This is a genomic window from Natronorubrum aibiense (assembly GCF_009392895.1).
GTDB classification, from domain to species: Archaea; Halobacteriota; Halobacteria; order Halobacteriales; family Natrialbaceae; genus Natronorubrum; species Natronorubrum aibiense.
Genome location: NZ_CP045488.1, coordinates 594,105 through 614,342, shown reverse-complemented (window position 1 = coordinate 614,342; position 20,238 = coordinate 594,105). Strand labels below are relative to the sequence as shown.

General features: G+C 62.5%; 23 protein-coding genes. 8 read left to right on the top strand and 15 right to left on the bottom strand.

Annotated features, from left to right (window positions below):
* Positions 1-100: 100 nt before the first annotated feature.
* From GCU68_RS03090 to GCU68_RS03070, 4 genes are all read left to right on the top strand, one after another.
* Positions 101-1,087, top strand: a complete 987-nt coding sequence (locus tag GCU68_RS03090; RefSeq protein WP_152938998.1) for a DMT family transporter — start codon at positions 101-103, stop codon at positions 1,085-1,087.
* A gap of 246 nt (positions 1,088-1,333) precedes the next feature.
* Complete coding sequence (locus GCU68_RS03085; protein ID WP_152938997.1) at positions 1,334-1,936, top strand: hypothetical protein; 603 nt, start codon at positions 1,334-1,336, stop codon at positions 1,934-1,936.
* A gap of 62 nt (positions 1,937-1,998) precedes the next feature.
* Positions 1,999-2,295, top strand: coding sequence for a hypothetical protein (locus GCU68_RS03080; RefSeq protein WP_152938996.1), 297 nt, complete (start codon positions 1,999-2,001; stop codon positions 2,293-2,295).
* A gap of 481 nt (positions 2,296-2,776) precedes the next feature.
* Entirely contained in the window at positions 2,777-3,574 is a 798-nt protein-coding gene (locus GCU68_RS03070) for an alpha/beta fold hydrolase (RefSeq protein ID WP_152938994.1), read from the top strand.
* A 106-nt stretch (positions 3,575-3,680) separates the two neighbouring features.
* On the opposite strand, the gene GCU68_RS03065 is transcribed toward GCU68_RS03070, so the two are convergent.
* From GCU68_RS03065 to GCU68_RS03055, 3 genes are all read right to left on the bottom strand, one after another.
* Positions 3,681-4,982 (bottom strand): YihY/virulence factor BrkB family protein, encoded by a 1,302-nt coding sequence (locus tag GCU68_RS03065; protein ID WP_152938993.1) that lies wholly within the window; start codon positions 4,980-4,982, stop codon positions 3,681-3,683.
* Between the two features lie 76 nt (positions 4,983-5,058).
* A complete protein-coding gene (locus GCU68_RS03060; RefSeq protein ID WP_152938992.1) occupies positions 5,059-6,174 on the bottom strand; it encodes a tRNA (guanine(26)-N(2))-dimethyltransferase in 1,116 nt (371 codons plus the stop codon).
* Positions 6,175-6,269: 95 nt separating this feature from the next.
* Positions 6,270-7,466: an ATP-binding protein gene (locus tag GCU68_RS03055; protein WP_152938991.1), complete on the bottom strand. Its 1,197-nt coding sequence runs from the start codon at positions 7,464-7,466 to the stop codon at positions 6,270-6,272.
* A gap of 196 nt (positions 7,467-7,662) precedes the next feature.
* Between GCU68_RS03055 and GCU68_RS03050 the strand changes: the two genes are divergently transcribed.
* Complete coding sequence (locus tag GCU68_RS03050; protein ID WP_152938990.1) at positions 7,663-8,019, top strand: hypothetical protein; 357 nt, start codon at positions 7,663-7,665, stop codon at positions 8,017-8,019.
* A gap of 64 nt (positions 8,020-8,083) precedes the next feature.
* Here the strand turns inward: GCU68_RS03050 and GCU68_RS03045 are convergent, their stop codons facing one another.
* From GCU68_RS03045 to GCU68_RS03005, 9 genes are all read right to left on the bottom strand, one after another.
* Entirely contained in the window at positions 8,084-8,917 is an 834-nt protein-coding gene (locus GCU68_RS03045; protein ID WP_152938989.1) for a hypothetical protein, read from the bottom strand.
* 96 nt (positions 8,918-9,013) lie between these two features.
* Positions 9,014-10,213, bottom strand: a complete 1,200-nt coding sequence (locus tag GCU68_RS03040) for a Cdc6/Cdc18 family protein (RefSeq protein ID WP_152938988.1) — start codon at positions 10,211-10,213, stop codon at positions 9,014-9,016.
* A gap of 1,204 nt (positions 10,214-11,417) precedes the next feature.
* A complete protein-coding gene (hisH, locus tag GCU68_RS03035) occupies positions 11,418-12,074 on the bottom strand; it encodes an imidazole glycerol phosphate synthase subunit HisH (protein WP_152938987.1) in 657 nt (218 codons plus the stop codon).
* 138 nt (positions 12,075-12,212) lie between these two features.
* Positions 12,213-12,977: an ABC transporter ATP-binding protein gene (locus tag GCU68_RS03030; RefSeq protein ID WP_152938986.1), complete on the bottom strand. Its 765-nt coding sequence runs from the start codon at positions 12,975-12,977 to the stop codon at positions 12,213-12,215.
* Positions 12,968-13,834, bottom strand: coding sequence for an ABC transporter permease (locus GCU68_RS03025; RefSeq protein WP_152938985.1), 867 nt, complete (start codon positions 13,832-13,834; stop codon positions 12,968-12,970). The genes GCU68_RS03030 and GCU68_RS03025 overlap by 10 nt, the downstream gene beginning before the upstream one ends.
* Positions 13,835-13,876: 42 nt before the next feature.
* Positions 13,877-14,890 (bottom strand): ABC transporter substrate-binding protein, encoded by a 1,014-nt coding sequence (locus GCU68_RS03020; RefSeq protein WP_152938984.1) that lies wholly within the window; start codon positions 14,888-14,890, stop codon positions 13,877-13,879.
* Between the two features lie 276 nt (positions 14,891-15,166).
* Positions 15,167-15,763, bottom strand: coding sequence for a uracil-DNA glycosylase (locus GCU68_RS03015; protein ID WP_152938983.1), 597 nt, complete (start codon positions 15,761-15,763; stop codon positions 15,167-15,169).
* Between the two features lie 39 nt (positions 15,764-15,802).
* Positions 15,803-16,369, bottom strand: a complete 567-nt coding sequence (locus tag GCU68_RS03010) for an endonuclease dU (protein WP_152938982.1) — start codon at positions 16,367-16,369, stop codon at positions 15,803-15,805.
* 9 nt (positions 16,370-16,378) lie between these two features.
* Positions 16,379-16,552, bottom strand: coding sequence for a DUF5786 family protein (locus GCU68_RS03005; RefSeq protein WP_152938981.1), 174 nt, complete (start codon positions 16,550-16,552; stop codon positions 16,379-16,381).
* A gap of 165 nt (positions 16,553-16,717) precedes the next feature.
* Here GCU68_RS03005 and GCU68_RS03000 point away from each other — a divergent pair, with 165 nt between their 5' ends.
* The gene (locus GCU68_RS03000; protein ID WP_152938980.1) at positions 16,718-17,386 is read left to right on the top strand and encodes an MBL fold metallo-hydrolase; all 669 of its coding nucleotides are present in this window, start codon (positions 16,718-16,720) and stop codon (positions 17,384-17,386) included.
* 142 nt (positions 17,387-17,528) lie between these two features.
* On the opposite strand, the gene GCU68_RS02995 is transcribed toward GCU68_RS03000, so the two are convergent.
* Positions 17,529-17,678, bottom strand: coding sequence for a 50S ribosomal protein L40e (locus GCU68_RS02995; protein WP_152938979.1), 150 nt, complete (start codon positions 17,676-17,678; stop codon positions 17,529-17,531).
* Between the two features lie 94 nt (positions 17,679-17,772).
* Here GCU68_RS02995 and GCU68_RS02990 point away from each other — a divergent pair, with 94 nt between their 5' ends.
* Positions 17,773-18,669, top strand: a complete 897-nt coding sequence (locus tag GCU68_RS02990; protein ID WP_152938978.1) for a GumC domain-containing protein — start codon at positions 17,773-17,775, stop codon at positions 18,667-18,669.
* A gap of 67 nt (positions 18,670-18,736) precedes the next feature.
* On the opposite strand, the gene GCU68_RS02985 is transcribed toward GCU68_RS02990, so the two are convergent.
* On the bottom strand, positions 18,737-19,261 hold the full coding sequence (locus GCU68_RS02985; protein WP_152938977.1) for a DUF367 family protein: 525 nt from the start codon (positions 19,259-19,261) through the stop codon (positions 18,737-18,739).
* A gap of 166 nt (positions 19,262-19,427) precedes the next feature.
* Between GCU68_RS02985 and GCU68_RS02980 the strand changes: the two genes are divergently transcribed.
* Positions 19,428-19,784, top strand: a complete 357-nt coding sequence (locus GCU68_RS02980) for a nuclear transport factor 2 family protein (RefSeq protein ID WP_152938976.1) — start codon at positions 19,428-19,430, stop codon at positions 19,782-19,784.
* 39 nt (positions 19,785-19,823) lie between these two features.
* Here the strand turns inward: GCU68_RS02980 and GCU68_RS22165 are convergent, their stop codons facing one another.
* A complete protein-coding gene (locus GCU68_RS22165) occupies positions 19,824-19,997 on the bottom strand; it encodes a hypothetical protein (RefSeq protein ID WP_449411964.1) in 174 nt (57 codons plus the stop codon).
* Between the last annotated feature and the right edge of the window lie 241 nt (positions 19,998-20,238).

The following is a 20,238-nucleotide window of genomic DNA, read 5'->3' as shown; positions in this document are numbered from 1 at the left end:
TTGCGGTCATATCTGTTTCTAAGATGCATATCGGTTCCTCCATCCATATCAGCCAGCGATCTCCGGAATCGGTGTACGAACGCCAATCAGAGGTGAAAGCGTGATCGATCGCCGGACGCTCGGGTTTTTCCTCCTCTCGAGTCTGTTCTTCGGGGGGACGTTCGTCGCCGCGAAAGCCGGCCTCGAGTACTTTCCACCGCTTTTGTTCGTCGCGTTACGGTTCGACGTGGCGGCGCTGGTCATGCTCGGCTACGTGGTAATGACCGTCTCCTACGACGACCTGCGGCCCAAAACGCACGGCGACGTGCTGGGTATCCTCGCGACTGGCGGGCTCGTGATCGGGCTGGCGAACGCGCTCATCTTCGTCGGCCAGCAGTACGCGACCAGCGCCGTCGGCGCGATCGTCTTCAGTCTCAATCCGATCTTGACGCCCGTGTTCGCGGCCGTTCTCCTCTCCGACGAGCGACTCTCACCTCGCGGCGCGGTCGGAATGGTCCTCGGCCTGCTGGGTGTTGCACTCGTGGTCAACCCCGACCCTGCGAACCTGCTGGGCGGGGACGCCCTCGGTCGCGCGATCCTGTTCGCCGGCGCGGTTAGCGCGGCCCTCGGGGCCGTCCTCATCCGCCGGGTCGGCTCGAGTGCCACCCTCTCGAGTACAGTTCGAGTCGCGTGGGGACTGCCTATCGCTGCGGCGCTGTCACACGGCTTTGCGCTGGCAACCGGCGAGTCACTCGGCGCGATCACGTGGTCGACCGGCGGTCTTCTCGCGCTCGCGTACGTCAGCCTCGTCGCCGGCGTCCTCGCCTACATCGCCTACTTCGGGCTGCTCGAGTCGACGGGGGCGATCCAGGCCAACCTGATCTTCTACGTCGTCCCGGTCGTCGCGACGGTCGGCGGCGCGGCAGTACTCGGCGAGTCGATCGCGCCGCTGGCGGTCGTCGGCTTCCTGACGATCTTCGCCGGCTTCGCCGTTCTCGGCAGCGAATCCGTCGACGTTCGATCGTGGCTTCCCGCATGGGCGATCGACACGCCCCCCGCAGACGAGAGTCCGGTCTCCGAGGAGCCACGCGGCTATCGTTCCGACTGATCGCTACGTGTGGCGCTCACACCCCGTATTCCGATCTGGACCGTCGATCTACGCTGCACGACCGTTTTCAACAGGTCGCACACTCGAGTCCCCGTCGTCGGACAGACCGTCGCTGTGACAGTTCCCCTGAACGACTCCGACAGAAATGTCTGGAAGGCTACTAGTTGGCGCTGTCGACGACGAGCCCTCTCTCGAGAGTGAACCAGTGGGTTTACAGCCTTGCCTCGCTAACCAGTCGGATTATCTATGTGTGCAACGTTTACAGACGACGATATCGGTAAGCTGGTCGAGCGTACCGACGGAAAAGTAATCGGAACCATCGCCTCACTCGAAACGGCGACGGCGCGGGTGGAACCAGCACCCGACGTCGTCGATACGCTCAAAGCTCGCTTCGGTGGGGACGAGGTCGGCGGTCCGTTCATTCTCCACGAAAGTGACGTCCGTGAGATTTCCGAGACGCGCGTCCACCTCGTCGACGGGTTTGCGAGGGCGAACGCACCGACGCCGTCGGGCGATACAACGACTCGATCCGGGACCGAAGACGACCACGATGCCGGATCCACTGCCTCAAGCGAGACGGGGAAAACGAACCATGCCGCCGAGGAGGCAGCGTCAGGCGGTGTTGGTCCGTTCAACACGCCCTTCCAGATCGGCGCTGCGGTCGTCTCGGCGCTGAGTTTCCTCCTCGCGGTGTCGTTCGCCTGGTTTGGCTATCAGGGAATGAATCTGCTCACAGTCGGTCCGGAACTGAACATCATCTCCGGCATGGCTGGGCTCATGTTAACCGCGTTCCTCGGGACCGTCGCGCTCATCGCGGCGATCTACATGGAACCCGGCTTCGATCACTGAGCACGTCGTCCCTGACGCCTGCAAGCAGCACGCTCTTTTTTTGACTGGTGGTTGCACCACCCATGTGTGCATCGTTTACAGCCGATGACGTCGGAAAACCAGTCGTGAACGCCGCCGGCGAGGAAATCGGCGTCGTCACGACGGTCGAGCGCGGCGTCGCCCGCGTCAGGCCCGCTTCCGACGCCGTCGAATCGATCACGTCCTCGATCGGCTGGGACGGCGTCGTCGCCGCCGCCCACCCGCTCGATCCCGATGCTGTTCGCGAGCTCACCGACGAGGCGGTCCGTCTCGAGGGCACGCTCTCGGACATCGATGAGTCGACGACCCGTGGCCTCGCAGGCGAGCCGACGGAGCTTTAGTCCCGACTGAAGCGGTTACACGCTGCTCACACGCAGCTGTGTAGCGAGTTCAGTGGCGACGATCTGAGGACAGCGCAGAGAGTCGGGGCCGTTAGCTGCGGATTGGAGACTCGATTATGCGTCCGCCGGACTACGCGTCCTCGAGTTCGCGGTACTCCCAGTCGGTTCGCGCTTCCAATCGCGCACGCTCGAGCGCGTCAGGACCGCGCTCGAGTCGGTGAAGAGCGTGTTTGCTTCCGTTCGGGGCCATTTGGTGGCGGCCCGTGAGACGACCATCAGTCGTCTCCATTATGGACGGCCGAAAGAACTGGTTCTGCTCGCTGGTGGCGTCGCCTTCCGCGTGCTGGTTTGCTATAGTAACAACTGAAACGATTTACACACGCATCGCACAGCCGTCGTGCGATGCGGTGTGCATTGACGTTCAGTGGCTACTATAGTTGCCTGCCGGATCGTTATAGGTCTGCCACGTGAGATGTCGTCTATGTTCGGACGCGACACCGAGCGCGGATACGATGGAATCGACGTCGCTGGCCCGGCTGATGGCACCCCGATCGTGTTCGTCCACGGTGCGATGTTCACGCGAACGATGTGGCGGCCCCAACAGCGCGGCTTATCGGACGCCTATCGCGTCGTGGCCCCGGATCTACCGGGCCACGGCGTGCGGGCGAGCGAGACATTTCAAATGGAGCCCGCGATCGGCGTTCTCGAGGACGCCATCGAGCGCCATACCGACGGCAACCCGGTGCTCGTGGGGCTCTCACTCGGCGGCTACGTCGCGACGGAGTACGCTTATCACAATCCCGCCGACGTCGATGGGCTGGTGTTGACCGGTTCAAGTGCGAACCCGGTGGGTGGGATGGAGACGCTCACTCGAGGCTTCGGTGGGCTCGCTCGACTCGCGACGAAACCGGAACTCGGCAACCGGCTCGTCGAGCGACTCGGCGAGCAGTGGGTTCGCAACCGGGACCTACCGACGGATACCGAGGCGGCGATCATCGACGCCGGGATCTACCCGCGGCAGTTCGGAAACGCGGGCCCGCCTCTCGCAGGTGAGGACTTTCGTGCGAAGCTGTCGACCTATCCCGGCCCGACGCTCATACTCAACGGCGAACACGACAAGGTCATGCGTCGCGGCGAGCGAGAGCACGCCAGCGCGGCACAGGACGCCCGCATCGAGGTGCTCGCGGGTGTCGGACACATCTGCAACCTCCACCGACCGGAGACGTACACGTCGCGCGTCCGGAACTTCGTCCAACAGCGAGTACCGAGCCAGCGGTGACGTAGCCGAAACTGGTCCCGGATGCGCGAGACGAACTGCAAAAGCAGCGTGAGAGAGTGCAAAACGGCGTACCGAGAGGTGATGGGGCCTCGAGCGTGGCGTCGGTTCAGGAGCGGCGCTCGCCGATGAGATCGCGGACGCGGCCGGGAACATCGAGCAGGGAGATCCCGAACTCGAACAACACCATCAGCGCGTAAACGCCGAGCGTCGACGTCCAGACGACGAACATTGCGAGAATCGCCCAGCCGCCCGAGAGGAAATAAAACGCTGCGATGGACATCGCCGTCCCGTACAACAAGACGAGATACGGGCCCCAGTCGCGGGCGTGGCCGCGTCTGACCCGGCGACGGACGTAGCGTTTGAGTTCGCTCTGGAGCGATTCCTTCCTGACGGTTCGTCGCTCGACGTTGTCTTCGAACGAGTCGACGCGATCGCGCAACCGTTCGATCTCCTCACGGAGCGCTTCGGGATCGTCAGCACGGTCCCGTGTCCGGGCGCTCGCGCGGGCACTCGGCCCCGCGTTCGCACCCGTCGCTGCGTGGTCCTCCGTCGCCCCCTCGTCGGCACCCGTGGCGTCGTCGGTCATCGCTTCTGTTGGAACCTGTCGAGCGCCGGGACTTTGTAGCTGCCGATCCATATCACGGGTGGCGAGGACTGAATTGAGCACGGCCCCGAAGACGAGGATAATCGCACCGAGGTAGAGCCACGCGAGCACCAGAAAGACGGCTCCGAGTGCACCGTAGACGGCGTAATCGCTCGCAAACGCCGCGTACAGCGAGAACGTGCGACTCAACACGAACCAGCCGACGGCAGCCACGACCGTCCCCGGCAGGGCCTCGCGGATATCGACATCGGAGTCCGGGAAAATGACGTACAGCGGCAGAAACGTCACGGCTAGTCCGAGCACGACGAAGATCGGGCCGATAATTCTGATGAACGGAACGAACCGTATCAACACCTCGAGGACGCCGACGAGGGTTAACCCGAACCCGATCACCAGAAAGACGATCGTCGCGTCCCAGATGGTATCGAACAGCGACTTCGAGCCCGCGGTTCCATACACCTGCGAGAACGCCCGGTCGAGACCGCGAAGCACCCGGCTCGAGCCCCAGAGGACGCCGAGCGCCCCGAATACGGTCGCACTCTGTCTTCCGGTCTCGTCTAAGACTGTCTCGGCGAGTAACTCCCGGGCCGACGGCGTGAGCACGTCGCTGGCTGCACTCGAGAGCCGCGTGGCGAGCTGTTCGCCGCCGATCGAGGCGGTGATCCCTAACCCGAGCAACGCCAGTGGGACGAGCGAAATGAACCCGTAGAACGCGACGCCGGCCGCCAACAGCGTCAACTGTTCGTCACGCGCGAGAGAGACGACGGCACGGCTGACTTCGAGCCCCTGTCTGCGGTCGATCACGTTTCCCGTATCGACGCCCAGAACAATATGGAACCGTGTCCCAATCGCGAGCTGAAACTGACGGCAGACGCACAGGTTAGACGAGATTGTCTTCGGTCGCCGCGCGGATCTCTCCGACGCTGGCGTCCGTCTTGAACGTCGTCCCGCCGTAGTGAGCTTTCGAGGCCTCGTAGCCCGCTTCTCGGAGATCCGCGAGGAAGTCGTCCATCGCGTTGGCAGGCAGCCCCCACGTGCGACAGAGTTTGTGCTGGTCGTAGTGGGTCGGTTCGTGGAGTTCGGCCGCGAGCGCATCGCAGAGGTCCCGCGCTTTCGTCGCAGTCCCGAACTCGTCCGGCACTTCGTCGCGGACTGTCTCGACGAACCCGTGGTCCTGAATCGGGCCGAGCCAGACCGGGCCGGCGGTGAGCAGTCGGCTGCCGTCGCAGTGAGGACACGTCTCGAGCGGGTTAGCGATCAGTCCGGCGTCCGTTTCGCGGTAGAGACAGTCCTCGCAGTGGTAGATGTAGCCCAGTTCGTCGATCGCCGCGTCCGCAGCGGTCGGTTTGTGCTCGAGTTCGAGGTAGGTGCGGACGTAGTGGCTGGTTGCGTGGGTGAGGATTGGTTCGACGCCGACGTCGAAGCGGGCCCCGCTGCGGACGAGTGCGGAGAGGAGGATTCGGACACCCATCTCGGTGTGGTAGTCCGTGTTCCGCGGGACCGCCGAATACGAGCGAACGCCGCTGTTGAAGTGGGCCCCACACATCGGCGCGGTGTCGGTCGCGGTGACACAGACGAGATCCCGGCAGTTCGCAAACGCCGCGTCGGCGAACGGCATCGGCGTCCCGTAGGGATCAAGGTCGATCACGTCGAACACCTCGTCGTGCATGAGCGCGTTGACGTTCCGATGTTCGACCCGTGCTTCGCGGTCGTTTCGCTGGAGGTTCGCCCGTGCGAGGTCGACCGCCTCCTCGTTGACGTCACAGCAGGTCACGTCCCAGCCGTCGGTGGCCGCCCGAACGCCACGGATACCGCTCGCCGTCATCGCGTCGAGATACGTCTCGGCACGCTCCTCGCGGTCGCGGTAGGCCCGCAGCGTCGCGATCGTCAGATCCCGGTTCAACTCCTGTCGCGGGTTGTAAAACACCGACTCCTCGACGCCCTCCGTCTGTTCGCCGGGGACCTCGAGTTCGATCCCGCCCTCGGTGACGCGCATACCCCCTCTCGTCGGTAACGGGCGAAAAACGGTGTGGTCTCGACCGGGAACCTCGGCGCACTCGACCGAACGCTGTGCAGCGACGAACGGAAACACTATCCGCCACGGTCGGTGACCACCGGGAGCGCGACCGAAAACGTCGCCCCCTCGCCCGACTCCGAGTCGACCCAGATCTCGCCGCCGTGGCGCTCGACGATCCGCTGACAGAGCGCGAGCCCGAGCCCGGTGCCGGGGTACTCTTTACGGCTGTGAAGTCGCTGGAAGAGCTCGAAGATCCGATCAGCGTCCGCCGGATCGATACCGATCCCATTATCTTCGACCGACACAATCCACCTCGATCCGTCGCGCTCGGCCGCGACCCGGATCCGTGGCGGCTCGTCGCCGCTGTATTCGAGCGCGTTACTTAACAGATTCTGGAACAGCTGGCGCAACTGGTGACTGTCGCCCTCGACGCGGGGTAACGACTCGAGTTCTACGGTGGCGTCGCGTTCGGCGAGTTGTACTTCGAGATCCTGCTGGACATCCGCGAACACCGCCTCGAGGTCGACCGGTTCAAACGATTCGCCCTGCGTTTCGATCCGAGAGTACTCGAGGAGTCCGTCGATCATCTCGCGCATGCGTTCTGCCCCGTCGACGGCGTAGGCGATGAACTCTCGACCGTCCGTATCGAGTTGGTCACCGTACCGATTGTCCACGAGCATGAGGTAGCTCGTGACCATTCGCAGCGGCTCTTGGAGATCGTGAGACGCCGCGTACGCGAACTGTTCTAACCGCTCGTTCGAGGCTTCGACGTCGCGGTTTGTCGCTTCCAGTCGTGCCACCGTCTCGTCGAGTTGCGTCGTCGTTTGCTGCAGGTCCCGGTTTTGGCGTTCAACCTCGAGCGCATGCGTTTTGGCTCTCGCATCGTAGCTGCCGACGCCGAACCCGGCGGTGCTGCCGAACGCCGTGAGGACGAGCATGGCTCGAAACGGATCGCTGATACTTTCGGCGGGCTCGAGTTGATAGAGGAGGAGAATACCGAGTAGCAACACGATCCCACCGAAACACCAGTTCGAGATCGTCGCGTAGAATTCGGAACGGATGTCGGTCCGTGGCAACCGATAACTGCCGTACAGAAGCACCACGCCGGGAATACCGATAAAGCTGGAGACGAGCGCTACGTTGGAGATCGGCGCGCCGTCGACGAGCTGCCAGAGCGCCCACCAGAGAGCGAGGATGACGTACACGACCCCGAAGGCTGCGATTGCTCGCCGTCCACCGATGGCGACCGTTCCTCGGTGCCAGTGGCCCATTAGTAGTACTGGGACTGGAATCTATTTTTGAATTGCGCCGCCAACAGGCTGAAATGGGATCACACCGCCAACTGGTTGCCCACAGCGGACATCGCCGCTCAGCCAGTCGACGACCCCAGAGACGTCGTCCGCGCTGCCGGTCGGTTACCCGACCGACAACCAAACCGATTTTACAGTTCGGGACACAGTTCCGGTCGTGTCGAAGGCCAACCCAGTCGAGCGATGGCAGGCGGACCTCGAGGAAGCGGGCGAACTCACGCCCGACATCGTCGAGCGGATCACGCGCATCCACGGCGACCGTGGGGCGCGCGCGATCGAAGCCGTCGGCGAGAACCGGGTCAAGGCCTACCGCGATTTTACGATCGTCGTCGGCTACGACGACGAGTACATCGTCGAAGATGGCGGCTGTACCTGCAAGGACAGCGAGTACAACCTCGATGCCGACGATCCGACGGATCGGTGCTGGCACGCCCTCGCCGTCGCGATCGCTCGCCGGGTCGGCCACGTCGACTACCACGATATGTGGTACTCGGACGTTCGCGAGTTGTTGTAGCGCGCTGCTGCCCGGTGACATCGGTACTCGTTAGCGGTCGCTGCTCGGTAACTGGTCCATCCTGTCAGACGGTCTGTGCCGGCGTGTCGGCCTCACTGACACGCCGAATGACCTCTCGCACGACGGCTGCATCGTCCGGATACGTCCCGTAGACGATGGTGTCTGCGTGGGCCTCGAGTTGGCGAGTCAGGCCCACCAATCGATCGGCGTCGACGCCGTCCGCCGAGAGCTGGATCGTGAGATCCGCTTCGAGTCCCTCGAGTTCTCGAGCGAAGCCGCGTGCCAGCGACTCTACCCAGTAGGTCGTTCCGTAGCCGACGCCACACAGCGGGACGACGAAGCCGTCAACGACGGGGGCGAGCGCAGCGGGATCGAGGCCGGCGCGTTCGCGGAGATTGCCGGGGTAGGGATCGGGATAGAGCGTCGCGAGGAGGTCGCCCTCGACGCGCTCTGTCGCGTCGGCGACGAAGTCGGTGATGACGGCTGTCCGCCACGCGTCGCGGTCCTCGTGGTCGCTCGCGTCGAACTGTCGTTCACAGCGCTTGCAGTGACAGAACGACGAGCCGGGGAAGCCAAGCGTCGTAAGCCGAACGTCGCCGACGGCACCGACTCGCTCGAGTCGCTCGAGCAACCCGTCGCGATAGTCGGGATCGGTCGGGCAGACGGTTCCCCAGTGGTGGCCCTCGGTGACGGGCGTGGCACGCGTTCCGTCGGCTGTCACGGCGGCGCGCTCTGGTTCGTCGCGAACCGTCGCCGTATCGCCCCAGCAGGCGACGGAGTTGACCGCCCCCGAAAGCGGCTCGCGGCGCGTTCCATCGACGGAGTCGGCGAAAAAGTGCGTGACGTCTCCGACCTCGGCTCGACCGAGGTCGCGATCTGCGGTGAGGATGCCGTACATATCCATACGATCGACGACTGGCATGATAAATGGTGATATCGAAACGGGACGCCCTCGAAAGAGCACGACTGAATACGACGACTGGGTACTGGTCCGTCAGTCGGACTCGTTACAGGCCGCGATGATGACCTCTGGATCGTCGATCAGCCGGTTTTCCATGTAGTTTCCTTTCCCCTTGCCGGCCCACTTGCGCTCCTGTTCGATGATCGAGAGGAACTCGAGTTCCGAGAGGATGTCCCGCACCCGTCGCAGTTTGAGGTGGTCCGACTGGTCGCGATCGCAGAGGCGCTTGTAGAGGTCGTACGCCTCGTTGGTTTTGACCGGGACGTCGTCGCCTTCCTTTTGCTGGGTGAGCAGCGCCATCGCCTCGAGGACGAGTTTCGCGTGACTCGGACTCTTCGAGATGAGTTCGGCGAGCCGGCTAGTCTCCTCGCGTTCGTGGGCCTGATCGACGCAGGCCTCTGTGACGGACTCGAGGTCGTTCTCCTCGGCGATCTCGCCAGCAAACCGAAGAATGTCGATCGCTTTGCGGGCGTCACCGTGTTCACGCGCTGCGAGCGCCGCCACGCGCGGGACGACGCCGTCCTCGAGGACGCCTTCGTGGAACGCGTCGGACCGGGAGCGTAAGATCTCGCGGATCTGGTTCGCGTCGTACGGCGAGAAGACGTACTCGCGCTCACAGAGGCTCGATTTGATTCGCTCATCCAACGAGTCCTTGTACCGGACCTTGTTCGAGATGCCAATAACGCCAACCGTGCTCTCGGTGAGTTTCCCGGATTCGACCGCACGCGAGAGCTGCATCAGGATGTCGTCGTCTTCAATCTTGTCGACCTCGTCTAAGATGATTAACGCGACGTCGTAGCGGCTGTCGACGATGCGCCACAGCCGACGATAGTATTCGGACGTGCTCAATCCCGAGTGAGGGATCGAGATTCCCGTCTCCTCCTGCTCGTTGAGCTGGTGGCCGGTCGACTGGACGGCCTGTGTTTCCGTCGACTCCTGTAGGCAGTCGACGTACGCGACGCCGATCGAGACGTCGTTGTTCTTCGCGCGCTCGATCGCTTGGTTGGTGATGAACTTCGAACACAGCGACTTACCGGTCCCCGTCTTCCCGTAGACGAGTACGTTGTTCGGGGTGTTGCCTCGAGTCGCCGGCTTGATCGCGTTCGCGAGGTTCGTGAGTTCGTCTTCGCGACCGATGATCCGGTCGCCGTCGGGAAGGTGTGAGACCTGCAGGAGCTCTTTGTTCTGGAAAATTTCGTTTTCGCTCCCGAAGTAGTCCGTGGCGTCCGACATTCAGTTGTCGTTGACATTCGTTGGTGCGCTCTTAAACAGTTCGGAACCTAGTTGCCGCTGTATGATCGGTGATTCTGGCACAAGCGTTCCTTAGACAGGGGAAATGACACCCCTCAATGCCGCTGTATAGTCGAGGTATAACCCCACGTTTCCGCTGTATAGACGACACCACACCCCGTGGTTCCGCTGTATAGCTGCGTGACCCCGGAGTGCCGCTGTATCGTGAGTTCCCCGCTATCGGGAAGAAACGTCGGACCCGATGGTGCTCGAGGACGGCCAGATACCGTATTTCCGCTGTATGGCTTCAAAAGGGTTTCCATAGCGATCGAACTGGTCGTTTGACACCCCTCGGTGCCGCTGTATATGGACACACACACACCCCGCGTTGCCGCTGTATTGGTTTGGCGGTGTGTCGACCTGAAGCGGGGGTCAGGACGAGCACGGGGATCGATCGACGAACCGATACAGCGATGCGAAACGAGAATCGGAGCCGATCGAACACACCACGCTCGAACCGCAACGACGACGAAGACGAGTAAGAAGTGACGAAAACAGGTCGATCACGACTCACAGATTCGAAAGAATCGCTCCTAGAGGGAACGCTGTAATCCGAGGTAGAGACAACGGTCTGGATCAACTCGAGCGTTGGTTCTGCGTTCACTACCGAGTGAACGAAACTGCGTTCACTACACTCAATGGACTTTGACACAGATCCAATATTTAACTCCTCTGGGTTTGATTTAACAGCTAGGCTGGTGGAGTATACGCACCGATGCGTAATCACCTATAGTTCACCGGACTTCCCACGAATTCGCTTTTCCCCTCAGCCTATACAGCGGCACTCCGGGGTGTGTCTCTCCGGTCGGCTACCGACGAGCCGAGGACAGACACAACCCCCTCGGACGCTCTTGAACCGAGGTGACCTTACAGAAGAGAACAGGCGAAAAGGAGATGATAGGGGAGGTGATCACAGGGAAATCTCCAGAACGTAACTCGTAGATTCGCTTGCGCTCGGGTGGCGCTTTCATCCGCCGAGTGTCCTCTCATCCACGAGTGGCGGTTCCATTCGTTGAGCATGTGTTCCTCGAGTTCGTAGTTAGATCTGGAATCGGTAGAACAAGGGATCAGTGAGAAACGGCTGGTGAGAAAGCAACCGATCGATGAGACGAATCCGCTCGCTCTCGATTGCGCTGTTTCGACCAGCCTATTCCTCGGCACAGATTTCGACGAAGTTCCGCAGGATCTGTAGCCCCGTCTCCCCACTCTTTTCGGGGTGGAACTGCGTCCCGAAGACGGTGCCGTCGTCGTTGGCGACGATTGATGGGAACTCGAGTTCGTAGTCAGTCGTTGCAACGGTCGCCTTCTCGTCGTCGGGAACGGCGTAGTAAGAGTGGACGAAGTAGGCGTAGTTTCCGTCGACTCCTTCGACCAGCGGGTGGTCACGCTCGACGCGAAGTTCGTTCCAGCCCATGTGTGGGACCTTCTGTCCTTCGGCGAATCGTACGTTGGTGCCCGGAATCAGGTCGAGACCCTGTACGGCCGAGTCGCCGTCGGTTTCTCCCTCTTCGCTCGTCGTCAACAACATCTGCATGCCGAGACAGATGCCAAACAGCGGCGTGCCGTCGGCTGCGACCTCGAGGAGGTCCTCTCGGATCGGATCGGCGTTCTCGACGCCCTCTCGGAACGCGCCAACGCCGGGCAGGACGACGCCGTCGGCGGCGGCGAACGCGTCCGGATCGTCGGTGATCTCGACGTCGGCACCCGCACGCTCTAAACCGCGAGTGACGCTGCGAAGGTTCCCCAGTCCGTAGTCGACGACGACGATAGATGCAAGCGACTGTGCAGACGAGGCGGTGCTCATACGTGTACTCGTAGTGGCGTGTTGAAGTGCATTACTCTTCGAACAATCGATCGCGTTGCACGATGGCGACACAGGGCAAAGAAAGCAGTATTCGAGACCCACCTCTCTTGATCGATACGACGTAGAATGCCGTCCGTTTCAGGTGCGAATCAGGTCGAGAATGTGTTCGTAGTAGTCGCCGAACGCGTCGTCCGCACGCGACCGCGGCCGCGGCAGATCGATTTCGACGATGTCCCGGATTCGACCCGGGTCTTTCGCCAGCACGATGACGCGGTCGGCGAGTTTCACGGCTTCCTCGATGTCGTGGGTGACAAAGAGGACGGTTTTCCCCGTTTGCTCCCAGATCTCGAGGAGTTCGCGCTGAAGCATCGCTTTCGTCTGTGCGTCGACGGCACCGAACGGTTCGTCCATCATCAACAGGGCGGGGTCGATCGCCAGCGCCCGTGCGAGGCCGACGCGCTGTTTCATACCGCCGGAGAGATCCTTCGGATAGTGGTCTTCGAAGCCCTCGAGGCCGACGAGGTCGACGAGCCGCTCGACACGCTGAGCTCGCTCGTCTGCCGGGACGTCCGACTGCTCGAGTCCGAAGGCGACGTTCTCCCGGACGGTTCGCCACGGGAACAGGTGGTACTCCTGAAACACGATTCCCATGTTGGCGTTCGGGCCCGTGACAGGCGTCTCGTTGAGCGAGACAGTTCCCGATGTCGGCGACTCGAGGCCGGCAACGATGCGAAACAGCGTCGTCTTTCCGGAGCCGGAGGGGCCGACGAGACAGACGAATTCACCGGACTCGACCTCGAACGAGACGTCCTCGAGTGCCTGCACCGGACCCTGCGATCCGTCGTATCGCTTCCCGACGCCGTCGACGCGGACGCGGGAGGCGTCGGTGTCGTTTATCGCCATGCTAACAGCCTCTGTTGAGTCGCGCGGAACGCGGTATCGACGATGAGGAACATGATGCTCAAGACGAGGATGTACGTGATCACGACGTCGACTTGCAGGTTGTTCGACGCGCGCAGGATCTCGCGCCCGATTCCGGGGACGCCGAAGATCTCCGCGGCGACGACGAGCATCCACGAGCGACCGATCCCTGTCCGAATGCCGGTCATGATCTCCGGCGACGCTGCTGGGACGACGATCGATCGAATCAAGCCGACGTCACGCTCGAGTCCGAGGCTTCGGCCGACGTCGAGGAGTTCCTCGGATACCCCTTCGACGGCGCCATACGTCGCATAGAAGTTGATCCAGAACGCGCCGACGGCGATGATAAACGCTGCGCCGGCGTGATTGATTCCGAACCAGGCGATTGCGAACCCGACGAGCGCAAGCGGTGGCACTGGCCGAAGCACGCGAACGACCGGCGACGAGATGTCGTCGGCGAGCGAACTCCACGCCAGCGCGATGCCGATGGCGACGCCGAGTCCGGTTCCGATGACGGTCCCCGGGATCCAGTGACGAACGCTCTGTCCGAGCGCAGCGGTCAGTTCCCCGCTTGCGGCCTCCGTTGCGAACGTCTCGGCGACGACGAACGGCGACGGCAGGACGTACTCCGGCTGGAACAGCGAGATGAGCCACCAAAGTGCGACGAAGCCGACGATTCCGCCGATGCCGAACAGGGTTCGACGAGGGTCGACATCCACGAGCGGACTGTCGGCTCCCTGTCCGGGGAGTTCGACGCCCTGTCCGCTGTTTTTCGAGTGCTCGGTACCCTTCCCGTCGTCTCTCGAGTGCTCGATCTCTTGTGTCACGTCGGTTGCCATTTCAGTACCTCCGGTTTCGGAGCGTCCGCTTCCGTGTCATGGTTAGAGACTGTCGTATACGTCGTAATCGAAGACGTCCTTGAGCGCCAGTTCGTCGTCGATCTGGCCGTTCTCGTGGGCGAACGACGAGAAGATCTCGGTCCCGTTTTCGATTTCGCGCGGATCGGTCACGAAGTTCGCGAGCGGCCCGTCGAGAGCGGCCTGGGCCTGCTCGGCCGACATGCCGATTCCGTCTTCGACGATGTCTGCAGTTGCGGCCGGGTTCTCGTCGATGAACTCCGTCGCTCGGACGTGCTGGCGGAGGAACTCCGTTCCGAGCTCCGAATCGCGGACTTCGTCGTTCATCAGCGTGACGGCGGCGGGTTGTCCGGGCATGATCTCGCTCGACGTTCGGAACGTCTGGACCGGTAGGCCCTCGCTTTCGGCGCGGGTCGGAACAGGTTCCATGATGGACGTGCCGTCGATCTCGTCGTTCGCGATCGCCTGGAACACCGCGTTCGCACCGCCGATCTCGACGATGTCGACGGCCGCTTCGGGCTCGACGCCGACGTCCTCGCGGAGCCAATAACGCAATAGGACGTCCGGAACCGACCCTTGCGGGAACGTCCCGAAGCGGAACTTCTCGCCGTGTTCGTCCTCCCAGACGTCGAACGCGTCCGCGCCGTGGTCGTCCCACAGCGCCTGTAGCTCCTCGTGTGCGAGAATGGCCATCGGCTCTTTGATGTTCGTCGCCGTCACCTTCGCCGGCAGGCCGCGGTCGATCACGATCATCGACGGAACGACCCCGAACATTGCGATGTCGATCTCGCCGCCGCCGTACGCCTGGATGATGGCGGGGCCGTCAGTGAACTCTCGGCTATCGATTTCGGCGTCGAGGTCCGACAGATAGCCCTCGGATTCCATCACGAAGTACTGGAGATCCGGAAAGATCGGCATGTACGCGACCGTGAGTTCGTCCGTCCCACTACTCAAGCAACCGGCAACTCCCGCGACGCTAACAGCACTGACTCCCGTGAGATACGACCGCCTCGAGAGCCGAAACGAGTGCTCAGTCATTACCCCGTTTAGCGACCCGAGACGTTTTGAGTACATGGTCTCGGTAAGTACGACCCGGAGTCATGACACCGCTGAGACCCGCTTTCCGCCGCTGTCACGATACTCGGCCGATGCGACGCCAGAACGGCAGAAACCTTCCGTCATACATATCGGCAATATTTTCTGATGGGTGCGAGCCAGAATCGCTTCTCTGTGGCCGATAATCCCCAGCATACAGCGCTGTACTAGCTCAAAAGTGACACTCGAGTACTGAAACGGCCGTCTCGAGGAGTCTGGTCAGAAGCCGTCGAGTCGCGTTTGTCCCCTGTCACTATCGCCGACGTTTGCGAGGTCGGCCGCCCGCTCGAGGGCGTTCGCGAACGTCTCTTCCTGACTGCGGTCGTACAGCGTCGCCGCCGGGTGGACACAGAGCAACACGCGCCGTGGTGTCCCGCCGATACGGACCTCCTCGAGCGAGCCTGCTTCCTTCGTGATCGCCACGGAACGCTCGAGTAAGTGCTCGCTCGGCACTTTTCCGAGGGTAACGATCACGTCCGGATCGAGCAACTCGATTTCGTGCTCGAGGTACCCCCGACAGTGCTCGAGTTCGTCGCTCGTCGGATCGCGGTTCTCCGGCGGGCGACAGCGTACGCAGTTCGTAATTCTGACGTCCGCACGCGCGAGGCCGACGTCACGGAGTCCGTCGTCGAGGACGGTGCCGCTGCGTCCGACGAACGGTTCGCCTGTCTCGTCTTCCTGTGCGCCCGGCCCTTCGCCGACGAACAGCATGTCGGCGTCGTTCGGTCCGGTTCCGTTGACGATTTGGTTCCGGGAGTCGACGAGCGCCGGACACCGCGTACACTCGTCGACACAGAACCCGTCCATCTCTTCCATACTGGTGGCACAGACGGACGCGTCCTACGTCTTTCGAGTTCACTCGAGCGAGTGTGCGTACGAATCGCCCGCTCGAGCGGCCTGTCGAGCCACCCGGATCGGCTCCGGACGGCCGCCTTCGGGCGTGAACCTCCGAACGACAGTAGCCGCCTCGTCGATCCCGCAGCCGAGCGGTCTGACGTAGACGGTCTCGTCGTTGACCGACAGCGCTCGCCGGTCGGGTAGCGAGCGATAACGCTCGAGTCGCTGTTCGAGGGCGGAGCCGGAAAACGCCTCCCGAAGGCCGGTCTCGAGGCCGTCGCTTGCCTCGAACGTGACGGCGATTACTGGGCGGTTGGCTGTCTCGTGTATCGTTTCAAAATCGAGAAGGTTGTACCACGCCGGGGCGACGGCGCCGACCAGCACGTACTGGACGTCGGGACGTCCGAGTTCGTCGACCAGCCCGACGACGGCGTCGGTCGCGTCGGTGCCGCCGACGGTACACTCGCGATAGGCAATGCCGTCTATGACACGGTCGGCACGGACGACGACGCCGGCGAACGTGCTCCGATCACTGTCGTGTCCGAACGACTCGGCGATTCCCAGCGCCCGCACCCCGGGCTTCATCGCCTCGGTTCAGCCGTTGTCTTTGATCTCCTGGAGGCGATCGAGTAGCTCGTCGCTGGAGGCACCGTTCTCGAACTCGATCTCTCCGTCGTGGCTGTTTTCACTGGATTGTACCGCGTCATCATCATCAAAATCGGCGTCGACTTCCTGCTGTTCGGATTCGTCGTAGCTCCCGAATCCCATACAGGACACTGTTCGTGCTTGGAGCTAAAAAATCTCGTGTGTCAATCCGACACATTCTCCGTTCTCGTCGTCTCTACCGTGTTCCAGACGCCGATCAGAGACGAAACTGGAACCGACCATCCGATAGACGGCACCGTTTTGAGCCCGGCCCTCGAGCCATCGTGTATGGACATCCACCACGTCACCGAACCAGCAGAGACGTTCACCTGTAACGCGTTTCTGGCAGTCGGCGCGGAGACGACGCTGGTCGACGCCGGCGCGTGGGATGGCATCGTCGACGAGATTCGAGCCCATACCGACGAGGTCGATACCGTCGTTATGACCCACCAACACGGCGATCACGTCGCCCAACTCGAGGCAGTCTGCGAGGCGTTCGATCCCGACGTTTACGCCTACGCCGAGCACCCGCTGCGGACCCACGCGATCGATGACGGCGACACCGTCACGATCGGCGACGAGACGTTCGAGGTCGTCTATACGCCGGGCCACGCCGACGATCACGTCTCCTTTGTCTCCCAGACGTCGCTGTTTTCGGGCGACGTCGTCGTCCACGACGACGGCGCGTTCGACTACGGCAGCTTCGGCCGCACCGACATGGCCGGCCAGTCTCGTGAGCGACTCATCGAGAGCATCGAAGACCTCCTCGAGCGACTGCCCGACGGCGGTCGCGCGAGCGACGCGAGTGCGGCCTCGGGAGACGAGCAAAGCGAGTCTGCCGGCGTCGAACACATGTACGCGGGCCACGGCGGCGTCTTCCACGGTGACGTCCGGGACGTCGTCGAGACGGCGCTCGAGCGGGCGGAAAAGCGCGAGCCGAAGTATCCGGACGAATAGAACCGCAAGCGAAGCCGCAGTCGATCGGCCCGGGACAGGCATCAACCGACACGCACCCACGCCGTAATCGGTCGAACGGCTCAGGCGCTATCCAACCGATCGTCCCGTCGAAATTCGAGAAAACGAAGCCGCAGACGGTCGGTTATGCGGCGCGCGGCTCTTTCGCCTTGGGGCGAAGCTTCTTGTAACCGCACTTGCGACATCGCTTCGCCTTCTGGGAGTTGCGCGCGTTACAGCGCATGCAGATCATCTTCTCGAGCGTCCGTTTCTCGGCTTCTTCGAAACTGGCCATATCGCTCCGTTGGCCCGTGGTGCATATAACCGCTGTGGTCCCGTAACTAGTAAGCGAATCAATAGTTATGTGGGCGGAGTGAGTCGGATCGCTCATGGACGCCACCCTCGAGTGGCCGGCACTCCCCCGCGAGACGGCGCTCGGGCGGCTGTTGCTGTACGCGCCGTACGGGCTGCTCGGTGGGTTCGGGCTGGTAGTCGTTGGCGCACTCGGCGTGCTCACGACGCTGCAGGCGACCCGTGGATCGGTACACCCGCTCGTCGTCGTCGCGTTCGTCGGCGGACCACTTTCGCTGCTGTATCTGTTCGTACTTGTGACACAGGGCTCCGATCTCGGGCGGTGGGAGAACGCCCTGTTCCCGGCGGCGAACGTCACGCGTCGCGGACTCGTCTGGGCCGTTCTGCTCGGTGCGACCATCGTCATCGGACTCATCGCACTCCGGCCGGCCATAGCGATCGCGGTGGTGTTTCTCGGCACACCGCTGCTCGCCGGCGTCTCGAGTGCCGTCTCGACGACGGTCACGCTCGAGCCGACCGATCGGCGAGTGACGCTATCGACCGACCGAGAGAGTGGCGACTCGGAGCCGACGGAAATCGATCTCGCAAACGTCTCGGCAGCGTCTCGAATCCCGCTCGGAACGACCGGTCTCTACGTCTGCCGACGCGTGGGCGCACACGCGACGTTCGTTCCCGTTCCCAACGAGCACCGATCGCTGTTCGAGCGGGCGCTCGGGGACGGCATCCGCGCGTCACCGCCCGCCGATCCGGCGACTGCGAGTACGACGGGCGCGATGCGAATCGTGTTAGCCGTTGCTGGCCTGAAATCCGTCGCGATCGCGGCCGTCTTCGTCTGTCTCGTCCTCGAAACCGGAAACACAGCAGGGGCACGCGCGTTCGGGGTTCTCGCCAGTCTGGCGCTGTTCGGCCTCGGGATGGTCGCCTACGCCGGGTACGAGTCGTGGCTCGCCCGTCGCGAGGCGACCGACGGCTAACGCGTCCGTCACGCCCGTCGGACATGAACAACGACGTTTCGCACTTCGGCCACGTCGTTGCCGTCTCTTATTCGGATTCGGCTCCGTCGTCACCCTTGTCAGCCAAGTAATCGTCTTGCACCGCGACGACCTCGCTCGAGTCCGCACACTCGCTGTACCGGCGCAGCGGCTCCTCGTTGAGCGTCAGAAACGTCTCGCCCCAGCGGAACGGCTCGAGGAGGGCTTCGGCCGCTTCGTACTCGTCGAAGATACAGCAGGCGGCCGCGAGCGCCTCGACGGTCGTCAGCTGAAACGGGCGGCCGTAGTTGACTGGGTTGGCGGCGACGAGAAACGGCAGTGCCCGGTGGATGCCGTTCATCCGGAACGCGGCCGCTTCGGCGGATTCCCACGAACAATCGAGGGCGACGAGCGTTCCGAGGGCTTCTTCGGCGTCGGCTGGCGACAGCGCCTGCTCGGCGTGAGGGTTGAGGACGACGCCGTAGGGGACTTGCTCCATCCGCCGATGGAGGATCGCCTTGTCGAACTTCTCTAAGCGACGAGCGGTACATTTCTTCGGGTCGTCGTCGCCTTCGTAGTAGACGTGACACTCCACGAGCGAAAGTAGGGGAAGCCGGGAGAAAAACGGTCCGAATCGATCGATGGTCGCGCGCCTGCGAAGTAGATTTTACTCAGCTATCCCTGCTCCGCTACGGCCACCGTGCGCTGTGGCCACCCAGCGTGGGTCGGGTGCTTTTATCGACGGCGACGAACATTCGCCCATGGAGACGGACCCGAACACGACCGACGCGGGCGACGATCAACGCAGCCTCGTCCGACGGTACTACGCCGCCCTCGATGACCACGAGTACGACGTCTTCGAGGACCTACTCGCCTCCGAGTTCACGCAGCGTCGCCCCGATCGGACGTTCGAGAGCCGTGACGCGTTCGCTCGGTTCATGCGCGACGGGCGCCCCAACCCGGACACGACGCATACCCTCGAGGCGGTGGTCGCCGACGAAACCGGCGTCGCGGTCCGTGGGCAGGTCCTCGAGGACGGCACGGCGCTGTTCGACTTCGCGGACTTCTTCGCCTTCGACGACGGACGGATCGTCGGCCTCGAGACGTACTCGCGGTAGCTTCGGGCGGGTGGATAGCTGGTAATTCAAACGCGTGTATCACCGGATTGGAACCCAGTACGGATGTCCGTTCGAGCACGTCACTTTCCGTTGGCCATCGAACGCTGTCACGGTGTGATTCGACTGCAATTCGGTGTTCGAATCGGGTATTGAAACGCTCGTTCGGACTCCACAGTAGGGACAGGTGACTTCTCGTATCGCCGTTACTTGCATTCGATACCACCATGGTATAGGATGCCACGGTGGTATATAACTAATTTTCCAGAAAAACGACCACACTGTTACGGGACCCATCCAATGTAGCCAGGAAATTGGCGATATTCGTGTCCGTGGGCTTTCCATCTACAATTATAGACCTATCTCGTCTGGTACCATTAGTCGTCGAACTTCGGCACAGATATCCGTCTAGTGCGTAATGGTAGCGCATCATAAACACAATCTATCATGTATAATC

Coding starts and splice junctions, on each gene's coding strand:
- GCU68_RS03085 (WP_152938997.1), top strand. CDS start 1,334: ATGTGTGCAACGTTTACAGACGACGATATCGGTAAGCTGGTCGAGCGT.
- GCU68_RS03080 (WP_152938996.1), top strand. CDS start 1,999: ATGTGTGCATCGTTTACAGCCGATGACGTCGGAAAACCAGTCGTGAAC.
- GCU68_RS03070 (WP_152938994.1), top strand. CDS start 2,777: ATGTTCGGACGCGACACCGAGCGCGGATACGATGGAATCGACGTCGCT.
- GCU68_RS03060 (WP_152938992.1), bottom strand. CDS start 6,174: ATGCGCGTCACCGAGGGCGGGATCGAACTCGAGGTCCCCGGCGAACAG.
- GCU68_RS03055 (WP_152938991.1), bottom strand. CDS start 7,466: ATGGGCCACTGGCACCGAGGAACGGTCGCCATCGGTGGACGGCGAGCA.
- GCU68_RS03045 (WP_152938989.1), bottom strand. CDS start 8,917: ATGTACGGCATCCTCACCGCAGATCGCGACCTCGGTCGAGCCGAGGTC.
- GCU68_RS03040 (WP_152938988.1), bottom strand. CDS start 10,213: ATGTCGGACGCCACGGACTACTTCGGGAGCGAAAACGAAATTTTCCAG.
- hisH (WP_152938987.1), bottom strand. CDS start 12,074: ATGAGCACCGCCTCGTCTGCACAGTCGCTTGCATCTATCGTCGTCGTC.
- GCU68_RS03030 (WP_152938986.1), bottom strand. CDS start 12,977: ATGGCGATAAACGACACCGACGCCTCCCGCGTCCGCGTCGACGGCGTC.
- GCU68_RS03025 (WP_152938985.1), bottom strand. CDS start 13,834: ATGGCAACCGACGTGACACAAGAGATCGAGCACTCGAGAGACGACGGG.
- GCU68_RS03020 (WP_152938984.1), bottom strand. CDS start 14,890: ATGACTGAGCACTCGTTTCGGCTCTCGAGGCGGTCGTATCTCACGGGA.
- GCU68_RS03015 (WP_152938983.1), bottom strand. CDS start 15,763: ATGGAAGAGATGGACGGGTTCTGTGTCGACGAGTGTACGCGGTGTCCG.
- GCU68_RS03010 (WP_152938982.1), bottom strand. CDS start 16,369: ATGAAGCCCGGGGTGCGGGCGCTGGGAATCGCCGAGTCGTTCGGACAC.
- GCU68_RS03005 (WP_152938981.1), bottom strand. CDS start 16,552: ATGGGATTCGGGAGCTACGACGAATCCGAACAGCAGGAAGTCGACGCC.
- GCU68_RS03000 (WP_152938980.1), top strand. CDS start 16,718: ATGGACATCCACCACGTCACCGAACCAGCAGAGACGTTCACCTGTAAC.
- GCU68_RS02995 (WP_152938979.1), bottom strand. CDS start 17,678: ATGGCCAGTTTCGAAGAAGCCGAGAAACGGACGCTCGAGAAGATGATC.
- GCU68_RS02990 (WP_152938978.1), top strand. CDS start 17,773: ATGGACGCCACCCTCGAGTGGCCGGCACTCCCCCGCGAGACGGCGCTC.
- GCU68_RS02980 (WP_152938976.1), top strand. CDS start 19,428: ATGGAGACGGACCCGAACACGACCGACGCGGGCGACGATCAACGCAGC.
- GCU68_RS22165 (WP_449411964.1), bottom strand. CDS start 19,997: ATGCAAGTAACGGCGATACGAGAAGTCACCTGTCCCTACTGTGGAGTC.